This window comes from Algicola sagamiensis DSM 14643, from assembly GCF_000374485.1.
Classification (GTDB): Bacteria; Pseudomonadota; Gammaproteobacteria; order Enterobacterales; family Alteromonadaceae; genus Algicola; species Algicola sagamiensis.
The window spans coordinates 480675-500558 of sequence record NZ_KB894491.1; the positions used below are offsets into that span (position 1 = coordinate 480675).

Annotated in this window: 18 protein-coding genes; 14 read left to right on the forward strand and 4 right to left on the reverse strand. The window is 43.6% G+C overall.

The genetic code is table 11. From position 1 onward, the window contains the following. Positions 1 to 11: 11 nt before the first annotated feature. Complete coding sequence (locus C505_RS21170) at positions 12 to 1634, forward strand: HAL/PAL/TAL family ammonia-lyase (protein ID WP_018690949.1); 1623 nt, start codon at positions 12 to 14, stop codon at positions 1632 to 1634. Between the two features lie 123 nt (positions 1635 to 1757). On the opposite strand, the gene C505_RS0102145 is transcribed toward C505_RS21170, so the two are convergent. The 4 genes from C505_RS0102145 to C505_RS0102160 all read right to left on the reverse strand — a co-directional run bounded on the left by C505_RS0102145 (position 1758) and on the right by C505_RS0102160 (position 6830). Then, entirely contained in the window at positions 1758 to 2387 is a 630-nt protein-coding gene (locus tag C505_RS0102145; protein WP_018690950.1) for a hypothetical protein, read from the reverse strand. 862 nt (positions 2388 to 3249) lie between these two features. Further along, complete coding sequence (gene msrA / locus C505_RS0102150; protein ID WP_018690951.1) at positions 3250 to 3789, reverse strand: peptide-methionine (S)-S-oxide reductase MsrA; 540 nt, start codon at positions 3787 to 3789, stop codon at positions 3250 to 3252. Positions 3790 to 3933: 144 nt separating this feature from the next. Beyond that, positions 3934 to 6318, reverse strand: a complete 2385-nt coding sequence (locus C505_RS0102155; RefSeq protein ID WP_018690952.1) for a Lon protease family protein — start codon at positions 6316 to 6318, stop codon at positions 3934 to 3936. Positions 6319 to 6389: 71 nt separating this feature from the next. After that, a complete protein-coding gene (locus C505_RS0102160; protein WP_018690953.1) occupies positions 6390 to 6830 on the reverse strand; it encodes a zinc ribbon-containing protein in 441 nt (146 codons plus the stop codon). A 179-nt stretch (positions 6831 to 7009) separates the two neighbouring features. On the opposite strand from C505_RS0102160, the gene leuS reads away from it, so the two are divergent. The 13 genes from leuS (at position 7010) to lipA (ending at position 19880) form a co-directional block, all read left to right on the forward strand. Beyond that, positions 7010 to 9601: a leucine--tRNA ligase gene (gene leuS, locus C505_RS0102165; protein WP_018690954.1), complete on the forward strand. Its 2592-nt coding sequence runs from the start codon at positions 7010 to 7012 to the stop codon at positions 9599 to 9601. A gap of 9 nt (positions 9602 to 9610) precedes the next feature. Next, a complete protein-coding gene (locus tag C505_RS21175) occupies positions 9611 to 10153 on the forward strand; it encodes an LPS-assembly lipoprotein LptE (RefSeq protein WP_018690955.1) in 543 nt (180 codons plus the stop codon). A gap of 11 nt (positions 10154 to 10164) precedes the next feature. Further along, complete coding sequence (holA, locus tag C505_RS0102175) at positions 10165 to 11211, forward strand: DNA polymerase III subunit delta (RefSeq protein ID WP_018690956.1); 1047 nt, start codon at positions 10165 to 10167, stop codon at positions 11209 to 11211. Further along, positions 11192 to 11839, forward strand: a complete 648-nt coding sequence (gene nadD / locus C505_RS0102180) for a nicotinate-nucleotide adenylyltransferase (protein WP_211215039.1) — start codon at positions 11192 to 11194, stop codon at positions 11837 to 11839. Before holA ends, nadD begins: the two co-directional genes overlap by 20 nt. A 152-nt stretch (positions 11840 to 11991) precedes the next feature. After that, entirely contained in the window at positions 11992 to 12309 is a 318-nt protein-coding gene (gene rsfS, locus C505_RS0102185) for a ribosome silencing factor (protein ID WP_018690958.1), read from the forward strand. 1 nt (position 12310) lies between these two features. Then, positions 12311 to 12778 carry a 23S rRNA (pseudouridine(1915)-N(3))-methyltransferase RlmH gene (gene rlmH / locus C505_RS0102190; RefSeq protein ID WP_018690959.1) on the forward strand — a complete coding sequence of 156 codons (468 nt, stop codon included), beginning with the start codon at positions 12311 to 12313 and terminating at the stop codon, positions 12776 to 12778. Positions 12779 to 12786: 8 nt separating this feature from the next. Next, a complete protein-coding gene (gene mrdA, locus C505_RS0102195) occupies positions 12787 to 14664 on the forward strand; it encodes a penicillin-binding protein 2 (RefSeq protein ID WP_018690960.1) in 1878 nt (625 codons plus the stop codon). Beyond that, the gene (gene rodA / locus C505_RS0102200) at positions 14648 to 15763 is read left to right on the forward strand and encodes a rod shape-determining protein RodA (RefSeq protein WP_018690961.1); all 1116 of its coding nucleotides are present in this window, start codon (positions 14648 to 14650) and stop codon (positions 15761 to 15763) included. The genes mrdA and rodA overlap by 17 nt, the downstream gene beginning before the upstream one ends. Before the next feature lie 3 nt (positions 15764 to 15766). Then, positions 15767 to 16582 (forward strand): septal ring lytic transglycosylase RlpA family protein, encoded by an 816-nt coding sequence (locus tag C505_RS0102205; protein WP_018690962.1) that lies wholly within the window; start codon positions 15767 to 15769, stop codon positions 16580 to 16582. Positions 16583 to 16661: 79 nt separating this feature from the next. Continuing rightward, positions 16662 to 17807: a serine hydrolase gene (locus C505_RS0102210; RefSeq protein WP_245556321.1), complete on the forward strand. Its 1146-nt coding sequence runs from the start codon at positions 16662 to 16664 to the stop codon at positions 17805 to 17807. Positions 17808 to 17931: 124 nt separating this feature from the next. Further along, complete coding sequence (gene ybeD, locus C505_RS0102215) at positions 17932 to 18210, forward strand: DUF493 family protein YbeD (RefSeq protein ID WP_018690964.1); 279 nt, start codon at positions 17932 to 17934, stop codon at positions 18208 to 18210. 28 nt (positions 18211 to 18238) lie between these two features. Continuing rightward, positions 18239 to 18901, forward strand: coding sequence for a lipoyl(octanoyl) transferase LipB (gene lipB / locus C505_RS0102220; protein WP_018690965.1), 663 nt, complete (start codon positions 18239 to 18241; stop codon positions 18899 to 18901). Next, positions 18894 to 19880, forward strand: coding sequence for a lipoyl synthase (gene lipA, locus C505_RS0102225; protein WP_018690966.1), 987 nt, complete (start codon positions 18894 to 18896; stop codon positions 19878 to 19880). The genes lipB and lipA overlap by 8 nt, the downstream gene beginning before the upstream one ends. Positions 19881 to 19884 lie beyond the last annotated feature (4 nt).

Here is a 19884-nt window from a genome sequence, read left to right on the forward strand (position 1 = left end):
ATAGAGGTTTTATGTACAACCCATCGACATCTGCTCAACGCCCTGTATTGATACTTGGCGAACAAGATTTGACGCTTGAGCAAATTGCGCAGGTTGCAAGCGGAAAATTACAAGTCTCGCTCACTCAAAACACAGCGGTACTCTCTCGAGTCAAACAAGCTTATGATTACATTCAACAAGCTATTCAGGAAGACAAACTGATTTATGGTGTCAACTCCGGCTTTGGTGGCATGGCGGATGTACGGATAAGTAAAGAAGAAACGGAAGAGTTGCAAAATAACGCACTCTGGTTTTTAAGAACAGGGACTGGCAAACCAATCGCAAATGAGGATGTTCGTGCTGCGATGTTGATCCGTGCTCATTCCCATCTTTATGGTGCTTCCGGGGTTCGATTGGCGTTGATTGAACGCATGATTTTATTCCTCAACCAAAATGTTACTCCACAAGTGTTTGAATATGGCTCAATTGGTGCAAGTGGTGATCTTGTCCCACTTTCGCACATCACAGGCGCATTGATTGGTGCTGATGCCAGTTATAAGGTCGACTTTAATGGTGTCGAAATGGATGCCATTTCAGCGCTTGAAAAGCTAGGCCTCTCCCCGCTTCGATTACATGGTAAAGAAGGCTTAGCGATGGTCAACGGTACATCCGTCACAACAGCCATCGCAGCGAGGAATATCTATCGGGCGAAAGAACTTTTTCAATATACACTTGAGTTTCATGGTGCAGCCATGCAGGGGTTAAATGCAAATCCAGAAAGTTTCGAACCCTATATTCATCAACTCAAACCGCATTCTGGTCAAATCAATGTCGCCCAAAAGCTTCATCACCTTCTTGCCGGCTCTCAATTGACTCGTGATCATAGCTATGAACAAGATGAACTCGCACAAGACCGCTACTCCATTCGGTGTGCACCGCAATATCTTGGACCAATTGAAGAAGGTCTCACGTTCATTGAACAGCAGATCACGCAGGAGGTGAATTCTGTCACAGATAACCCGCTAATCGATTTCGCAGAGGATAAAGTTTATCACGGTGGTAACTTCCTCGCACAATACGTGGGGATCGGCATGGATCAACTCCGTTACTATATCGGTCTGCTTGCCAAACATATTGATGTGCAAATCGCGATGCTCGTCCATCCGGAATTTAGTAATCAGCTGCCAAAATCACTTGTTGGCAATTCAAATCGTAGTGTGAATATGGGTTTAAAGGGGCTTCAGATATGCGGGAATTCCATGATGCCAATGCTGACCTTCTTAGGAAATACTTTTGTCGATCGATTCCCAACGCATGCTGAGCAATTTAACCAAAATATCAATAGCCTTGGATATGGATCCGCATTATTTGCCCGAGAGTCTTTAGAGATCCTGCAACGCTATTTAGCAATCGCCTCGATCTTTGCGGTGCAATCCGTCGATTTACGATGCTATCTCATCCATCAGCATTACTGTGGCAATGAAGCGATAGCGCCTCAATTGAAATCTTTTTATGAAGCTGTTTATCAATCGATTGAGAAGATCCCAGCAAAAGCTGAACCGATGATTTTTGATGATAATCAGCAGTGCTTATCCAGTTATATTCAACAAATTTTCGATATGATAGAGGAAAGAATCAGTCGGAAAAATGATTGATCTGATGTGGAAATCAAACTGTGTAGAAAGGAAGCCGTGTAAAAACAAAACAGAATCGGGGCCAGATCCACGACATTTGATCTAGCCCCGTTCGGTTACGATGAAGTCTTTTATCAACAGGCCCTAATGAACATGCTCAACTTTTAAGTTGCTGCCTGTTTTCACACCACCATGGGTATAATACTTTCCATTTGGTGTTGAGAACGAAATGTTATAGTTTTTCTGATTTAAAAACTGGCGCATAAATGCAAGACGCTTTAAGTCCCCTTCGTTAAAAACAGACTTATGGGAACAGTAAGTCTTACCAGAATAAATCACTTGATCCCGGTCGAAATGCCTTAAAATGGTTTCGAGCGCTGGATCTTTCTTTCCTTGTACGTCATCATGAATCGCACTTAAACTGGCGACACTACCAAATGTGACTTTAAATTCGCCATCTTCATAAATGACGAACCACTGGATCTCATCATGTATTAGTTGAGATAACGGGTTGTAAAACTCGTGAGCGGCGATATCTGCAGCTTTGGCAGAAGGAAAAGAGCCAAACGCATCATTGACTTCACCGCGCATTTCGTGGTGCATCAATAAAGTTAAAACTGCATTTTGTTGCATGACAGATAAACTACCTAATACATTATCTGGTAGTAACGCAGCAACGCCACCTTCTACAAAACGGTTTTCTTCCTGAGCCAATACATTATGGTCTTCAGATATTTTAGAAAAATGCTTTGTAATGAAATTTAAGTTATTCATACAATGTTCCCTCTTAAAACTACTCAATGAAAATGACCTCAATCATTTTGAGGATTTCGATCTGTTTTTCACTTTCATCCCACTTTCGCTGAGCGACAATTATACAGATGCTTTTCGGTTTTTAAAACAAATACGACTTATTTATTAAGAATAAAAAATCTATTTTTCCCTAATATATTGATTTTATTCAAATAAAAATTTGAATTTTTATATGAAAACTATGCTAATTTCCGCATTATTAGATGACTCATGTTGTTCATTACAAGGTTAACAAGCAAAATATGAGCGAAACCTAATTTAAACAACATTTGAACAAAAATTAACCATAAAGTTACTTTTAAACACGAGATTTACTGTTCATTTTCTATTCAACGGTTCCAAACCGAATAATTAGCTGTTCAAATTATGAACACATTGTTATCAAGCAATGATCTTGTTCACTTTTTGAAATATAACGCAAAGAAACTGAATAGAAGCTGAAGAATTAGGGTCTGTTGATCTTTCATCAATGTCGCTGCTGGCGGCTATTCTTTCGCGATATAAGGCCGGATGGAGCGTGGTGTAGTCACTCTACATGAGCGACTGACAACGCAATAGCGCGTAAAAATAGCCCCAGTCCGAAGGGTTACGGCTGAAAAAGCCTCACTCTTTGTTGCTCGTCGTTCATTTGGAATGACCAAATTTCACTCCTCGCGCCGTGATTGATGCTTTTTCAACGGTAACAGCGTGCATTTCCGAAAGATCAACAGACCCTAGTCTAGACCGTAAGATATGATGGAAGGTTCAATGAAAAATAACGGCTCATCAATAAAGAGGAGTTCGCTGCACAATAAGCTCATCATGCAACGAGATCTTGAAATGATTATTCAACCAATTTGTCCCGGTACTTTTCTCGAAAAGCATTGAGTTTTGGGCTCACTACGAGCATACAATAAGGCTTTTCTAGATTATTAGCATAATACTGGTGGTGATTTTCCTCCGCAGGATAAAACGTACTTAAGGAGGACAATTCTGTTGTGATCTTCATGGGTAGTCCCTGATCCACTTCTTTCATCACTGACTCAGCAATCTCTTTTTGCGCTTCATCTTGGTAGAGGATGATTGAACGATATTGCGTACCAACATCGTTTCCTTGACGGTTGAGCGATGTGGGATCATGCATCCCAAAAAACAATTTCAATATAATGTTTAACTCGACTTCTTTCGGATCAAATGAGACCTTCACAACCTCTGCATGACCTGTTTGTCCTGTACATACATCATGATAAGTCGGGTTATGCATTTCCCCACCAGCATAGCCAGGGAGCACACTTTTTACACCACGAATTTCAAGAAATGCAGCCTCAACACACCAGAAACAGCCACCACCCAATACAATGGTCTGAAAAGCATTTTCATTCATAATACCCCCTAGTTAATCAAAATACCAACGTCGATGTATCCAAAATAAATACTTTAAAATCCGTTTATTTAACTATGATCTATCTCCGACAATATTCCTAGGAAAATAAATATAAAAATCTTAATTTTCAGCAATTCTACCCAGCTATGATTCACCAGCATCTCCAGCCACAACATCTGCAATACTCTTGAGTTTGCTAAAGGCTTTATAGTGGATACTTTGCTTTGGGTAGATCCCTTTTTTACTTTTCTCTCCAACGGGTTGATTGAGTAATAATTCCAAAGCTTGATCTACATTTTCAACACAATAGACGTGGAACCGCTTTTTTGAAACTGCCAGAATGACCTCATCATCTAATACGAGATTCACTAGATTGGTCTTCGGAATGATCACGCCTTGTTCTCCGGTCAGCCCACGTGACTTACAAAGGCTAAAAAAGCCTTCAATTTTTTCATTCACACCACCAACTGACTGGACTTGCCCGTGCTGGTTTATCGAGCCTGTGACTGCCAAATCCTGACGAACTGGAACTAGTGTAATCGCGGAAATCAACGCAACCAACTCAGCAAGGGATGCACTATCACCATCAATATGACCATAGGATTGCTCAATCGCGATATTTGCCGATAGAGTCAGAGGAAACTCCTGTGCATATTGATGGCCCAAGTAACCGCTTAACAGTAGCACCCCCTTGGAATGAATTGATTTGCCAAGGTCGACTTCTCGCTCAATATCAATGATCCCACTTGTTCCGGCATGAACTGTTGCTGAAATCCGAGCGGGGGTACCAAAAACATTTTCGCCAATTTCTAATACCGTCAGTCCATTGGTTTTTCCTATCGCTTCACCTTTTGTGTCGATCAGGATCTGCCCTTCTTCAATATCTTCCTGAAGTAACTCGCTGAGTTGGCCTGTTCGCCGTTTTCGGGCTTCCAAAGCAGATTTTACATCATCAGCCTGAAGCTCCAACTCTTTCGAAAAAAAGCTCGCTTCTTGGATCAACTCATGGATATCGGCAATCCGTGCGGATAATTTTGACTGATGTTCAGCCTGTCGATGACTGAACTTAATTAAACTTTTAATCGCTTCTCGAGTTAAATCCTTGCCAATGACTTCTTGGGCAAATGTCTTAATCTGACCAACAAATTGTCTTAAGTAGATTTCGTCCTTTGGAAAGTAACTTTCGAAATCAGCCAGCACACGAAACCACTCACTAAACTCATCATCATGATCCTGCATAAAGTAATACAAGTCTCTACTTCCCATCAAAACCACTTTCACATCCAGAGGCATTGCTTGGGGCAGTAAAGTCATTGAGTTACTCAACGTACTGTCCGTTTGGGGTGGGTCCATATAGACTTTTTTTTGCTTAAGCGCTCGTTTTAAAGCATCCCAAACATTCGGTTGCTGAAGCATTTTCTCTGCTTCAAGGATCAGATAGCCACCATTTGCGCGATGAAGTGCTCCTTCTCGGATCATCTGATGATTTGTCAGCAGTACCCCCTGCAATCCAGAATATTCGATTCTTCCAAATACATTTTGATACGTTGGGTTTGATTCGAAAATGATGGGTACGCCCGTTTTCTCTTCATGCTCAATGAACACATTGGGCTGAAATTGCTCGGTAAAAATAGATTTTCGGTCAATATCTTCGTGCTTTTCCTCTCCTTCATCAACAAGCCAATCCGCAACAGTATCTATAAGATGGGGACGCATATCCCGGATGTATTTCAAAATACCCAATTGGTAGGAGTATTTGTGTTCCAATTCTTTCAGTAATGGTTTGATCGCACTTTCGATAGTGTCTCGTTGTAATTCACGCAACTGCTCAGACAGCTCCCGCTTCCATCCTGGCAGTTCAAGTAAACCTTCGTTAAGAACACTCTCAAGTGACTCAATCGCTGAGTAGAAAAATTCCTGCTGACCCTCTGTCAGTTTCGGAAAATCAGCATCATCAATAATATTGCCATCAACAATCGGTGAAAAGCTGACTGTCCCAGTATCTTCAAACATGGCAATACTTTGGTTTTGTGCAATGACTTCCACTTCACGCAACGCTGCTTCGTACTTATTTTCAAATACTTTATTGATTGCTCTTTTCTTCCGTTGATAACCCGGGTTATCAAATGCTGCTGGAAATGTATCGAACAATTCGTCAATCAGTGATGAGATATCTTGATGGAATAGCTTCCCATCCCCCACAGCTAACTTCAGGATATTTGGCTGGCGTGTATCTTCAAAGTTATTCAGGTAACACCAACTGCTTGGGGTTGGCTTTTGTTGCGCTTTTTGCTTCACATAGCGCGTGATCAACGTATGGCGACCTAGTGCAGGTTCACCCATAACGTAAATATTGTATCCAGGGAAATCCAATCCAAGTCCAAACTCCAGCGCTTCGCGTGCGCGGTCTTGTCCGATAAAATCTGCTTGGGAGTGGCTGGATTCAGCCACAAGTTTATCGACGACTTTATTATTGATTGAATAGTCTAACTGTCTTTTTGACAACCGCGCCAATGCCGCAACATCCATTCGTCTGCCTTATATTTATTATTCACTACTTGGAAAAGGGCGATAGGATATCATGACATCCTATCAATGCGTCATGATTGATGATTTTTTCTGAAAAATCGCCTTCCTTCACACCGGTGACAACCTTTCAATTCCTGAAAATGAAAGATGTGAGTGATTGTCCCACAATTTTGACAGCGATAATGACCGACATGCACCCACTCTCCTGCTGAATAGATGCCTTGATGTTCTAGCTCAATGGGGAGCTGATAAATTTCACGCAAATAAGGATCCGCTAGATTCTCTATTTCAGCCAACCACCATTCGTGATAATAAGCTGCATTATCGTCTTCCTGCTTCAGTAACTCCTTAGACTCCGGGTCATTCTTCATCATCCAAACTTCATCATCCCATTGTTCAGAGACATAGGATAGAATGTGCTTTGTTTCTTGGTAAACACTCGTTTCAAAAGACATCAATGATTTGAAACAAGCTCGCATCGTTTCCTTAAAACTCACGGTTTGCTGTGCCATATGACCCCCTCAGTATGTGCTCCCACATAGGCATAATATAAATATAGCCGCTTCGGGGATTGGAACCCTAATTGAGATGATGAGAAAAGAACAGATCTTAGGGTTGTTGGCAGCGCGTAGTGTGAGGTATTCTATTAGGATTATTTTCCAATCTCAAAGCGTTCGAACTGGACAAATTAATGCAAGAACAGTACACCCATCAAGCGATTGAAGCGGAAGTGCAAGCGCACTGGGAAAAAGACCAAACCTTCAAAGTAGAAGCAAACCCGAACAAAGAAAAGTTTTACTGCCTCAGTATGTTCCCATACCCAAGCGGAAAACTTCATATGGGGCATGTTCGAAACTATACCCTCGGTGACGTCGTATCTCGTTACCAGCGTTTACAAGGAAAAAATGTCCTCCAACCTATGGGTTGGGATGCATTTGGTCTCCCAGCAGAAAATGCCGCACTCAAAAATAACAGCGCACCTGCAAAATGGACTTACCAAAATATCGACTACATGCGCTACCAGCTCAAGCTGCTTGGTTTCGGGTATGACTGGAGCCGTGAGTTCGCGACTTGCCAAAAAGAATACTATCGCTGGGAACAATGGTTCTTTACCAAGTTGTTCGAGAAAGGTCTTGTCTATAAAAAAATGGCCACGGTAAACTGGGATCCTGTCGATCAAACCGTCCTTGCGAATGAACAAGTCATCGATGGAAAAGGATGGCGTTCTGGTGCTACAGTCGAGCGCAAAGAGATCCCGCAATGGTTTATCAAAATTACCGACTATGCGGAAGAGTTGCTCAATGACCTGGATCAACTTGATGGTTGGCCTGAGCAAGTCAAGACCATGCAACGGAATTGGATTGGACGCTCGGAAGGTGTTCAGCTCACCTTTGATGTTGAAAACTCACAAGACAGCTTTGATGTCTACACAACGCGTCCAGATACGTTGCTTGGTGTAACTTATGTTGCACTTGCGGCACAACATCCTCTTGCACTTGAAGCATCAAAAAACAACCCAGAGCTAGCAGCATTTATTAATGAGTGCAAAAACAACCAGGTTGCAGAAGCGGATATGGCAACCATGGAGAAGAAAGGTGTTGATACGGGATTAACAGCAGTTCATCCAATGACTGGCAAGACTGTTCCTGTTTGGGTCGCGAACTTCGTGTTGATGGATTACGGCACAGGCGCAGTCATGTCTGTTCCTGCCCATGACCAACGCGACTTTGAATTTGCGCAAAAGTATCAGCTACCGATCCAGCAAGTGATCCGCCCTGCTAGTGATGAAGTTGAGTGTGACTTATCCAAAGCAGCATTTACCGATAAAGGGATCCTGTTGAACTCTGGCGAGTTTGATGGCATGGACTTTAAACAATCTTTCCAAGCCATTGCTGCACATCTAAAAGAGAAAGGGAAAGGTGAAATCAAGGTCAACTATCGCTTAAGAGACTGGGGAGTCTCCCGTCAGCGTTACTGGGGTGCGCCGATTCCAATGATGACTTTGGAAAATGGTGAACAAATTCCAGTCCCTGAAGATATGCTTCCTGTTGAACTGCCGGAAGATGTAGAAATGAATGGCGTTACATCGCCGATCAAAGCAGACAAAGAATGGGCGAAAACGACTTACAATGGTCAAGCAGCTTACTTTGAGACGGACACATTTGATACCTTCATGGAGTCCTCCTGGTACTACGCACGTTACTGTAATGCCGATGACAGCAGCCAAATGCTGGATCCAACGAAAGCAAACTACTGGCTGCCTGTCGATCAGTACATCGGTGGTATCGAACATGCGATCCTGCACCTGCTTTATGCTCGTTTCTTCCACAAATTGCTGCGTGATACTGGTTTAGTCGAGTGTGATGAGCCATTCAAGAAGCTACTTTGTCAGGGAATGGTCCTTGCGGAAACTTATTATCGTGAAGGGGACAGCGGCTCGAAAAACTGGATCTCTCCTGAAGACGTCGAATCAGAAAAAGACGAAAAAGGCGGAATTGCAAAAGCTTGGCATAAAGTGGATGGACAACCTGTCATTTCTGCTGGCATGAGTAAAATGTCAAAATCGAAAAATAACGGAATCGATCCGCAAAAAGTGATTGAGCAGTTTGGTGCCGATACCGTCCGTTTGTTTACGATGTTTACATCTCCACCTGAGCAAACTTTGGAATGGTCTGATTCTGGCGTTGAAGGCGCAAATCGTTTCCTAAGACGTTTATGGCGCTTCACCTTCGAATCCCTTGAGCAAGGTATCACAGCAGGCCAAGTGGATACATCTGCGCTCAATAGCAGTCAGAAGACACTTCGCCGCGAACTGCATAAAACAATTGTAAAAGTGACGGATGACATTGGTCGTCGAAATACATTCAACACTGCAATTGCAGCCATCATGGAATTGATGAATCACTTATCGAAAGCCTCAGTGGAGTCTGAAGTTGACAAGTATTTGTTACATGAAGCAATCACCACTGTTGTGATCATGCTCAACCCAATTGTGCCTCACATCACACACCAACTTTGGAAAGAGTTAAAGCTTGCAGGAACAATTGAAGACGCCCTCTGGCCAATCGCGGACGAGTCAGCGCTTGTTGAAGATGAAAAACTCATCATCGTTCAGGTCAATGGCAAACTCCGTGGCAAAATCACCGTTGCAGCAGATTGTCCTCAGGACCAAGTTGAACAAACTGCACTTGCTGATGAAAATGTCGTTCGCTTTACCGATGGCAAAACGATCCGTAAAGTGATTTATGTACCAGGTAAACTGGTCAACATCGTTGCAAACTAGTGGTAAGCCATGATATTGAATCGATTGAAATCTCAATGTCACGGTAAGCTTGCACGCTGGTCAGTCATCGCACTGACCAGCATAATGCTGACTGCCTGTGGCTTTCATTTGAGAGGTGCCTATCGCTTAGCACCAGAAATACACCGCCTCGATGTGACCTCCGCAGAGCCGCATTCGACGCTTCATATTAATGTGACTCGACAACTCTTGCTCAATAATGTTCAAGTTGTTAAAAGCGATCCAAAAGTTCCCGCTTTAATCATCGAAGATGCAAAAATCAGTTCTCGAACATTGTCACTCTTTGCCAATGGCCAAGCAGCAGAGTATGAGATGATTTACCGTGTCAACTACGCATTGCTATTCCCAGATGGTAAAAAACATTACTTTTCAAATGTGATCCGACGTGATTATCAGGACAACCCGAGTAATCCACTCGCGAAGCAAAAAGAAAAGTCTCTGATCTTAAACGAAATGCATATCGAAATGGCCGAGAAAGTTGTCAAAACCTTATCGACCTACCACCCGGATGAAGGTCAAGAAACCCCACAGTAGGTAAGTGATCCATGCGCATTTTTCCAAATCAGCTTAAAGGACACCTGAAACAAAAGCACTGCGGGATATATTTTGTCGTAGGTGAAGAGCCTTTTCAGCGACTCGAAGCATTAGATACGATTCGCCAATATTGGATGGCGCAAGGCTTTCATGAACGAATAAAAATCGAGGCCTCCCCAGATATTCCCTGGGCTGAGGTTTACCACCATGCTTCTGCAATGTCGCTCTTTAGTGAGAAAAAGATTATAGAGATCGCTCTTCCTGATAAAAAGTTAAAGAAAGAAACACAGGATGCGCTGCTTTCTCTAGGAGAGTACACTTCACCGGATACTATTTTTCTCTGTTCAAAAGAAAAACTGCTCCCTGAGGATAACCGGAGCCGTTGGCTCAAAAAAATTGAGAATGAGCAGCTGCTGATCACTTGTTATCCGCAAGATGGCCGAGGATTTGCTAAATGGCTTGCACAAAAAACACAAGAATATCACCTGCAATGTGCGCCAGATCTCATCCAGGCAATCCAAACTTTTTATGCGGGAAATTTACTTGCCGCAGATCAGTTGTTACAACAATTATCGCTTATTGGTCATGCTGGCCAATACCTTTCCTATGAGGATGCTGAGCCACTGCTCAATCATCAGTCACACTTTACAGCTTATCAACTCGTGGATATCGTTTTATCCGGAAACAGCCATAGTACGCTGATGATGCTCAAGAGCCTGAAGAAAGATCACACTGAACCAACACTAATCACTTGGGCGCTTACCCGAGACCTCCTTCTTCTTTCAAAACTCAAAGTAGAATATCAATCTGTCGGCATGGTTCCTTGGGAAAAGCACGGCATCTGGAAAAAGCGCCAAGGTGCATTTCGAACTGCCTGGAGTCGCCTTTCGGAACAAAATCTACAGACGTTACTGGATGAACTACAGTCTTTTGATATCTCAATTAAAGATGATCAACTGAAACATCCATTTATCACATTAACGCAAATTTGCATCCACTGCTGTACCGCGAAAGCATCACAACTAAAGTGCCCAGATGATGAGTCAATCCTCCGATAACCCTTTATTAATCTACTTTGGTGGAACTTTTAATCCCATTCACCTTGGCCACTTAAGACTTGCCGAGGATATTTCCAAACAACTGGATACGACTGCACTCCACTTTTTACCGTGCCATATTCCTGCACTAAAGTCGCCACCAGGCGTTTCTTCTGAAGTTCGAGCACACATGGTTTTAGAAACGATTGCAGATTATCCAAATTTTAAATTGGATGATCGTGAACTGAATCGTCAGACCCCATCCTACACTGTCGATACTTTACGTGAGCTTCGCAATGAGTTTCCCAATCATGCGATTGGTTTTGTTATTGGGATGGACTCACTCAATCAACTTCATCGCTGGCATCGTTATCAAGAATTACTCGATTATTGTCATCTCATCATCTGTGAGCGACCAGGCTATACTTTAGCGCCGGTTCCTGAAATTCAAACCATCATTGATCATGGCCGAGTATCAGATAGCAAACAGCTTCAACAATCCCTTCATGGGAAACTTCTTTTTATCCAAACGAGAAAAAGTGATGTTTCTTCAACACAAGTTCGTCAGCAACTTGCGCAAGCAGAAACATCGCAGGACCTCCACCCGAAGACATTGACGATGATCCAACAAATGGGACTCTATCGTTAGGGTCTGTTGATCTTACGGAAAACCAATGTAATTTTGCATCATTTACTGTGATATTGATGAAAGATAATCGCAGCCTGTTTTTTTCAAGGCGGCATCATGTTAGGATCCACCGTTTGTAATTTGATGACTGATTTAGACAGAAGGTGAAAAACTTGGATAGCCAGGAACTTCTCGCGTTTGTTGTTGACAAAGCTGATGATATGAAAGCCAGAGATATCCAAAAATTGGATGTCAGAGGTAAAAGTAGTGTGACGGAATTTATGGTAGTTTGCTCTGGTAGCTCCAGCCGTCACGTAAAGTCGATCGCTGAAAATGTTGCGTTAGAGGCAAAAAAAGCAGGCGAAGCACCACTGGGTATTGAAGGCCAGGATGCAGGTGAATGGGTTCTTGTTGACTTGGGTGATGTGATCCTTCATGTCATGCAGGAAGACTCCCGCGAGTTCTATCAACTCGAAAAGCTTTGGGGCTAGGATGAAGCTAAAGCTCATTGCTGTCGGCACAAAAATGCCAAAATGGGTTGAGCAAGGCTATAGTGAATATGCACGGCGCTTTCCAAAAGATATGTCGCTGGAACTGATTGAAATCCCAGCAGGAAAACGTGGCAAGAATGCAGATATTCCGCGCATTTTGCAAAAAGAAGGCGAACTGATGCTTACCGCTGCGGGAAAATCTCGAATTGTCACGTTGGAAGTTCTGGGCAAACCTTGGGCCACTGAAGATCTCGCCAGCCAAATGGCGCGTTGGCAATTGGATGGTCGGGATGTCAGTTTGCTTGTTGGTGGACCAGAAGGTTTGGCGCCTGAGTGTATTCAAGCATCTGAGCAAAAATGGTCCCTGTCACCATTAACGCTCCCGCATCCTATGGTTCGCGTTTTGCTCGCAGAAAGTCTCTATCGTGCTTGGAGTGTGAATCAAAATCATCCTTATCATAGGGAATAATAAAATTTATGTCGCGAAAGCGAGTCGCGATACGGGATCATTCTGCTGAAGCGAATTTATTTGCCCGTCGCGCATTTTTCTCTTTTATTATTGTGACGATAGCTGTGCTCATCTTGTTCATCAACCTCTATCATTTGCAGGTTGAACAACATGAGCTCTATCAGACAAAATCCAATCTCAATCGGATCAAACTCCAACCGATTGCACCAAATCGAGGATTGATCTACGACCGCCATGGTCGACTCCTTGCAACGAATAAGCCCATCTTCAATTTGGAAGTCATTCCAGAAAAGGTGAAAAATATTGAAGACACCGTTGATGAACTCCAGACTCTGATAGGGTTTAGTGATGAAGATAAAGCATCATTCTTTAAAGAAATGAAACGACAGCGTCGCTTTAAAAGTATCCCACTCAAAACGAATCTGGATGAGACCGCACTTGCAACTTTTTCTGTCAACCAGCATCGCTTTCCCGGTGTCAGTATCGAAGCCCGTTTAAAACGTTATTACCCCTACAAAGGTGTCCTTACCCACGCATTGGGATATGTCGGAAAAATTAATAAACGAGATTTGATGAAACTCACCGAAGAGGGGCTAGAGGAACAATATAAAGCAACACGCGATATCGGGAAAAACGGGGTTGAGCGGTATTACGAAAAAGTCCTGCATGGCAAAGTGGGTGCAGAAGAGGTCGAGGTCAATAACCGGGGACGTGTCGTTCGTCGGTTATCAACAACCCCACCGGTTCCTGGAAAAGATATTTACCTGACGCTGGATGTTGAGCTGCAACAAATTGCTCAAAAAGCTTTGAAAGGACTCCGTGGCGCTGTTGTTGTCATGGATCCAAAAGATGGGGGTATTCTCGCTCTTTACAGTAACCCAAGTTATGATCCAAATCTCTTTGTTCACGGGATCTCTTCAAGGGATTATAAAAAGCTACAATCAATTGATCGTCCACTCATTAATCGAGCGACTCAGGGGCGCTACCCACCCGCATCTACAATTAAACCTCTCATGGGACTACTGGGGTTGGAATCCGGTCTCGTGACAGAAAAAACAACCATCTTTGATCCTGGTTTTTACCAAATCCCCGGTTCAACACATAAATACAGAGACTGGAAGCCCTGGGGACACGGTAAGGTCGATATTTATCGTTCTATCGAAGAGTCCTGTGATACCTACTTTTATGATCTCGCCTATCGATTGGGAATTGATCGGATCAGTGAGTTTATGACCGGGTTTGGCTTTGGTGAAAAAACAGGCATTGATATCAAAGAAGAAAACAGTGGTATCATGCCATCAAAAGGCTGGAAACGAGCACGCTTTGGCAAACCCTGGTATCCAGGGGAAACAACGTCTGTCGGCATTGGACAAAGCTATTGGACAACAACACCAATTCAATTGGCGACAGCAATCACGGCATTGGTCAACCGAGGTGTTTACTACCCGCCGCACTTACTCAGAAACTTTCAGGTTGGTGAGCAAAAACAACCTTATGTGATTGAGGAAAAACCCCCGATTCAACTGAAAAAGAATCGACATTGGGACATTATATTAAGTGCGATGCATACAACTGTTTCCAAACAAACAGGGTCTGCGCATAAAGCTTTTAAAGGTGCTGTGTACGACTCAGCAGGTAAGACAGGAACCGCGCAGGTTGTCACAATTGGACAAGATGAAAAATATGATGCGGAAAAAATCGACGAACGTAAGCGGGATAATGCGATGTATGTCGGCTTTGCACCATACGATGACCCTCGAATTGTTGTGGTCATCGCTCTTGAAAATGCGGGCGGAGGTGGCTCTCAGGCTGCCCCAATCGCAAGGCAGGTCATGGATTATTACTTTGGTTCTTCCGTAGGAGTGCGCCATGCACTATCCCGATAAGAAAAAAACGCCAGCTGACTGGCTTTCCACTTTCCACATTGATTGGCCTTTGATGCTTGCACTCCTTAGTCTGATGAGTATTAGCCTCGTCGTTGTCTACAGTGCCAGTGGCCAGGATATGGGCCTCATGAATCGTCAGGCAGTTCGCCTTGGCGTTGCACTATTTGTGTGCTTTGCTGTGGCTCAAATACCGCCACTTGTCTATCGGCGGCTATCCGTTCCAGTGTATTTAATCAGTATTATGCTACTTGTGGCTGTACTTGTTGTTGGGCATGTTGGTAAAGGTGCACAACGGTGGCTGGACATTGGCTTTATTAAATTTCAGCCCTCAGAAATACTCAAAATGGTCCTGCCGATGACTGTCGCCTGGTATATCAGCCGCCAACCAATGCCGCCTCGACTTATCCATATTGCGGCAGGCTTTGCGATCACCTTAGTCCCAACACTATTAATCTTTAAGCAACCTGACTTTGGCACTTCATTGTTGATTGCCAGTTCAGGAATATTTGTACTTTTTCTAGCGGGCATGTCTTGGCGACTGATTGGATTTTTTGGATGCTTAAGTATTCCCCTTGGCGCGATTCTCTGGTTTTATCTACTGCGTGATTATCAAAAGCAACGCGTACTGACATTCCTCAACCCAGAAAGTGATCCCCTTGGTTCTGGGTATCATATTATTCAATCCAAAATCGCGATTGGCTCAGGTGGCCTTGAAGGCAAAGGCTGGCTCATGGGAACTCAGTCACAACTCGAGTTTCTGCCAGAACGACATACCGACTTTATTTTTTCCGTCTTCAGTGAAGAGTTTGGCCTCATTGGTATTGGGTTATTACTCGCGATTTACATGTTTATTATCGGTAGAGGGCTATTGATTGCTGCAAGATCACAGCATCCATTTACCAAGCTGCTTGCAGGAAGCTTAACGCTCACGTTCTTTGTTTACTTTTTTGTCAATATCGGGATGGTCTCTGGCCTGCTTCCCGTTGTTGGCGTTCCATTGCCTTTAGTGAGCTATGGTGGCACATCTATGGTCACCTTGATGGCTGGGTTTGGTATCCTCAACGCAATTGCAACGAATAAGAAAATATATAACAGGTAACCCATGGAAGTTTGTCGTACCTTAGTGATCTCATCAATGATCACGTTACTCAGTGCTTGTGAGTCAACAAGCCGTTATCAACACAAACATGACAGTGCACCACTTCGTCCACCTTCAACGTTGGAGTCCAAAGACCCCAACCCTAAGGTTGAAGCGCCAAGTCGCATTGGTAATAAACCGTATCAGGTGTTTGGGCAACGTTACACCCCATTAATTGCACCAACCAAGTTCGAGCAATCGGGCGTTGCTTCTTGGTATGGCCGTAAATTCCATGGGCATAAAACATCGAATGGGGAAGTCTACAACATGTACGCAATGACTGCGGCTCATAAGACCCTCCCCTTACCGAGTTATGTACGAGTCACAAATCTATCAAACCAAAAGTCAGCGATTGTCCGTGTGAATGACCGGGGGCCATTTCATGGAAAACGGATCATTGATTTATCTTATGCTGCCGCTTATAAACTGGGCGTCTATCATACAGGCACCGCAAAAGTGCATATTGAACTTGTCACGAAAGAAGAACTCGACAAGCAGCGTAAAGCACAGCAACAAGCCAACGCAAAACCAAAAAACAAAGCAACGGCTCCAAAGGGCAACTGGTTTGTACAGGTCATCGCCAGTTCTAATAAACAAAAACTTGAGAATATTGGTCGCCAACTCTCCACATCGCTCAATTTAAAATATCTGATCGAAAATAAAGACGGAATTTTTAAACTGCGTCTGGGTCCAATGACAAATCGTGACCGTGCTTTGCTCATTAAGCAAAAACTTACAGAGAAAGGTTACGAAAGCGCTTTTCCGCTTTACAGCATATAATTGCTGGCAGATAATTCCCTTTCTCGCATATGAAAAATGACAACAGCCAATCAGACTTGAACTATTATCCATGAAAAAAATGAAAACGTTATTTTTTGGGACGCTACTGAGCTTCACCATCACCTCTGTCCAAGCGACGGATATTCTCCCTGCACCACCTGCAATCAAAGCAAAGGGACATATTTTAATTGATTACACAACTGGCAAGGTGCTTTCCGAAGAGAATGCTGACAAGAAACTCGCCCCTGCCAGTCTGACGAAAATGATGACGAGTTACATCATTGGTCGTGAAATCGCAGCTGGCAATATGAAAACCGACGATAAAGTCAAAATTAGTAAAAATGCTTGGGCAAAAAACTTTCCTGACTCTTCCAAGATGTTTATTGAAGTTGGTACAGAAGTCGCTGTTTCTGACTTAAACAGAGGGATTATCATCCAAAGTGGTAATGATGCCTGTGTCGCAATGGCTGAACATATTGCTGGCAGTGAAGAAGCATTTGCAGATTTGATGAATGCCCATGCACAACGCTTAGGTATGGCCTCCTCATTTTTTGAAAATAGCCACGGCCTTGATGCTAAGGAACATATGACAACGCCAAGAGATATGGCGACGTTAGCAAAAGCACTCATCAATGATACGCCGGATGAATACGCAATTTATAAAGAAAAAGCTTTTACTTATAACAACATCAAACAATACAACCGCAACTCTTTGCTTTGGGATAAAAGCCTGAATGTAGATGGGCTAAAGACTGGCCACACGAGCAAAGCAGGGTTTAGTCTTGTTTCTTCGGGTACAAAAGGAGAGATGCGACTTATTGCTGTTGTCATGGGAACGAAAAGTAAAGTTGAACGAAAAGTCGAAAGCAAAAAGCTCCTCAACTATGGATTCCGCTTTTATGAAACAGTCACCCCATACAAGCAAGGGGAAGTCTTTGCTTCTCAACGTGTTTGGATGGGCGACAAAGAACAGGTCGATTTAGGTATTTTGACAGATACACCAATCACCATTCCACGGGGTCAACGCAAAAATCTCAAAGCAAACTTTAAGCTAGATAAAAAGCTGAAAGCACCACTGGCAAAAGGTGATGTTGTTGGCACACTCCACCTACAACTCAAAGGTGAAGATGTTGCAACGTATCCGCTCGTTGTATTAAGTGATGTTGCTGAAGGGGGTTGGTTTAGCCAAATGTTTGATTATATTCGCCTCCAGCTGGATATATAACAACCCCATCTAAGCGCGCGGTTTTTCGTGCGCTTTTCCTCCTGTTTCTTCCATAGAGGTTGCGCTATTGTTGTGATAACATAGCGCAGTTTTTATTTATGCTGTGATTTGGAGCTGCATCTACATGGTAAAGCAAGTCAAAAATACGAAGTTCGACGAATACTTGGAATTCCCTTGCCCATTCACTTTTAAAATCATGGGGGTTGCTGACGAGAAACTCCCTGAAATCGTCATGGGTGTCCTCCAAAAACATGCGCCGGGTGAATACAGTCCGACGACCAAGCCAAGTTCAAAAGGAACTTACCTTTCCATTACGGTTTCTGTCACCGTCAAAAGCAAAGAACATATCGAGACACTTTACACCGAACTTGGCAATATTGATCTTGTCCGCTACGTTCTGTAACTGAAGTGCCAAAGCTTGGAACTATAACATGTCTGGACATGAACAGCTGATCCTCCGACAACTTGGCAGACAGCCTTACCAGCCAATTTGGCAAGCAATGCAGTCGTTCACGGATAACCGTGATGATGCAACAAAAGATGAGCTATGGATTCTTCAGCACGAACCTGTGTTTACCCAAGGTCAAGGCGGTAAAGCAGAACATTTGCTTGCACCGGGTGATATTCCTGTTGTCAAGGTCGACCGTGGTGGACAAGTCACCTATCATGGTCCAGGGCAACTGGTGATCTATTTGCTCATTAATCTACGACGTCGCCAATTAGGCGTTAGACAGCTTGTTACGCTCATTGAAGAATCGATTGTCGCAACATTAGCACAGTTTCAAATTAACAGTTATCCAAAACCGGATGCGCCAGGTGTCTATGTCGATGATAAAAAAATCGCATCGCTGGGGCTGCGTGTTCGTAAAGGGTGTTCCTTTCATGGTCTTGCCCTGAATATTGATATGGATCTTGAGCCTTTTTTACGGATCAACCCATGTGGTTACGCCGGACTGGAGATGGTTCAACTCAGCCAGCTGTCCCAACAAGCTGGTTTTGACGATGTTGCAACAGCACTAGGAACACAGATTGCCGAGCGCTTAGACGCAACTGATATTATTTATAAAACAGGGTTTACAGAGAACAATGACTAAGCCAGTAAGAATTGAGCCTGGTGTCAAATACAGAGATGCTGACAAGATGGCACTTATCCCGGTAAAAGTCCTCCCGACTGAACCAGATGAAGTCCTTCGCAAACCAGATTGGCTAAAAATAAAACTACCTCGTAGTAGCGATAAAATTGACGCCATCAAAGGTGCAATGCGTAAACACGGTTTGCATTCCGTTTGTGAAGAAGCGTCCTGCCCGAATCTTCCGGAATGTTTCAACCATGGTACTGCGACGTTTATGATCCTTGGGGATATTTGTACTCGCCGTTGTCCATTCTGTGATGTTGCCCATGGCCGACCACTGCCTCCATCAGCAGAAGAGCCAGAAAAGCTTGGTCTCACTATTCGCGATATGGGACTCAAATATGTGGTGATCACCTCCGTAGACCGTGATGATCTCCGTGATGGTGGTGCACAGCATTTTGCGGATTGTATTACCGCAATTCGGAAATACAGCCCAAACATTAAGATTGAGGTCCTCGTCCCAGACTTTCGTGGTCGAATGGATCGCGCACTTGAAGTCTTCAAGGATGTGAAGCCAGATGTATTCAACCACAACCTAGAAACCGCCCCTCGCCTCTATCGTTTAGCTAGGCCCGGTGCGGATTATAAGTGGTCTCTAGAACTTCTTCGTCGCTTCAAAGAAATGCACCCGGATGTCCCAACAAAGTCAGGGCTTATGGTTGGTCTTGGTGAAGAAACCGAAGAAATATTGGAAGTCATGCGCGACCTTCGCGAACATAACGTCGATATGTTAACTGTTGGCCAATATCTGCAACCCAGTAAACACCACTTACCGGTGAGAAGATATGTTTCGCCGGACGAGTTTAACGGCATTAAAGAAGTCGCAGATAAGCTTGGTTTTGATCAAGCTGCATGCGGTCCTTTCGTTCGCTCCAGTTACCATGCAGATAAGCAGGCGGCTGGTGAAGAGGTCGGTAGCTTTAATCAGACCACCAAATAAAACA

Excerpts from the sequence above, each read along its gene's own strand:
- C505_RS21170 (WP_018690949.1), top strand. The coding sequence starts at position 12 with ATGTACAACCCATCGACATCTGCTCAACGCCCTGTATTGATACTTGGC.
- C505_RS0102145 (WP_018690950.1), bottom strand. The coding sequence starts at position 2,387 with ATGAATAACTTAAATTTCATTACAAAGCATTTTTCTAAAATATCTGAA.
- msrA (WP_018690951.1), bottom strand. The coding sequence starts at position 3,789 with ATGAATGAAAATGCTTTTCAGACCATTGTATTGGGTGGTGGCTGTTTC.
- C505_RS0102155 (WP_018690952.1), bottom strand. The coding sequence starts at position 6,318 with ATGGATGTTGCGGCATTGGCGCGGTTGTCAAAAAGACAGTTAGACTAT.
- C505_RS0102160 (WP_018690953.1), bottom strand. The coding sequence starts at position 6,830 with ATGGCACAGCAAACCGTGAGTTTTAAGGAAACGATGCGAGCTTGTTTC.
- leuS (WP_018690954.1), top strand. The coding sequence starts at position 7,010 with ATGCAAGAACAGTACACCCATCAAGCGATTGAAGCGGAAGTGCAAGCG.
- C505_RS21175 (WP_018690955.1), top strand. The coding sequence starts at position 9,611 with ATGATATTGAATCGATTGAAATCTCAATGTCACGGTAAGCTTGCACGC.
- holA (WP_018690956.1), top strand. The coding sequence starts at position 10,165 with ATGCGCATTTTTCCAAATCAGCTTAAAGGACACCTGAAACAAAAGCAC.
- nadD (WP_211215039.1), top strand. The coding sequence starts at position 11,192 with ATGAGTCAATCCTCCGATAACCCTTTATTAATCTACTTTGGTGGAACT.
- rlmH (WP_018690959.1), top strand. The coding sequence starts at position 12,311 with ATGAAGCTAAAGCTCATTGCTGTCGGCACAAAAATGCCAAAATGGGTT.
- mrdA (WP_018690960.1), top strand. The coding sequence starts at position 12,787 with ATGTCGCGAAAGCGAGTCGCGATACGGGATCATTCTGCTGAAGCGAAT.
- rodA (WP_018690961.1), top strand. The coding sequence starts at position 14,648 with ATGCACTATCCCGATAAGAAAAAAACGCCAGCTGACTGGCTTTCCACT.
- C505_RS0102205 (WP_018690962.1), top strand. The coding sequence starts at position 15,767 with ATGGAAGTTTGTCGTACCTTAGTGATCTCATCAATGATCACGTTACTC.
- C505_RS0102210 (WP_245556321.1), top strand. The coding sequence starts at position 16,662 with ATGAAAACGTTATTTTTTGGGACGCTACTGAGCTTCACCATCACCTCT.
- ybeD (WP_018690964.1), top strand. The coding sequence starts at position 17,932 with ATGGTAAAGCAAGTCAAAAATACGAAGTTCGACGAATACTTGGAATTC.
- lipB (WP_018690965.1), top strand. The coding sequence starts at position 18,239 with ATGTCTGGACATGAACAGCTGATCCTCCGACAACTTGGCAGACAGCCT.
- lipA (WP_018690966.1), top strand. The coding sequence starts at position 18,894 with ATGACTAAGCCAGTAAGAATTGAGCCTGGTGTCAAATACAGAGATGCT.